This window comes from Vibrio sp. 378 (assembly GCF_033339435.1).
Genome location: NZ_JAWOUO010000967.1, coordinates 1 through 560, shown reverse-complemented (window position 1 = coordinate 560; position 560 = coordinate 1). Strand labels below are relative to the sequence as shown.

General features: G+C 48.8%; 1 protein-coding gene. It reads right to left on the bottom strand.

Annotation, left to right across the window (positions count from 1 at the left end; all coding sequences use genetic code 11):
• A partial coding sequence (gloB, locus tag R7Q48_RS29845) for a hydroxyacylglutathione hydrolase (RefSeq protein WP_318134001.1) occupies window positions 1–560 on the bottom strand: 560 nt, incomplete at both ends.

The following is a 560-nucleotide window of genomic DNA, read 5'->3' as shown; positions in this document are numbered from 1 at the left end:
TCGGTTCACATCGTCTCGGTATTGACGTAGTTGCTCGTTATCAGGTTCCACAGCCAGCGCAAAGGCAACGTTACTCGCTGTATATTCGTGCGCGCAGAACACCTGTGTTTCTTCTGGAAGCGCTGCAACTTTGCTCAGAGACTCAAACATCTGCTCTGGTGTGCCTTCGAAAATACGACCGCAACCAGCAGAAAATAGCACGTCACCACAAAATAGCTTGCTATCGCCCACATACCCTATATGACCGAGCGTGTGCCCCGGCAAACCGAGCACCAAGAAGATTTCGCCGAACAGCTCAAGCTTATCGCCTTCTTCCATAGGAGTTGTTAAGGTCGGAATTGGCTCCGCTTTCGGGCCGACAACGGTGACGTGAGGAAATGCACGAACTAAATCTGGAACACCGCCAATGTGATCATTGTGGTGGTGTGTAACTAAGATCGCTTCTAAAGTTAATTCGTTAGCCTGCAAATAATCTAGTACTGGCTGTGCATCGCCTGGATCGACCACGGCGCAACGCTTTTCGCTATTTTGTATCAGCCAGATGTAATTATCATTAAATG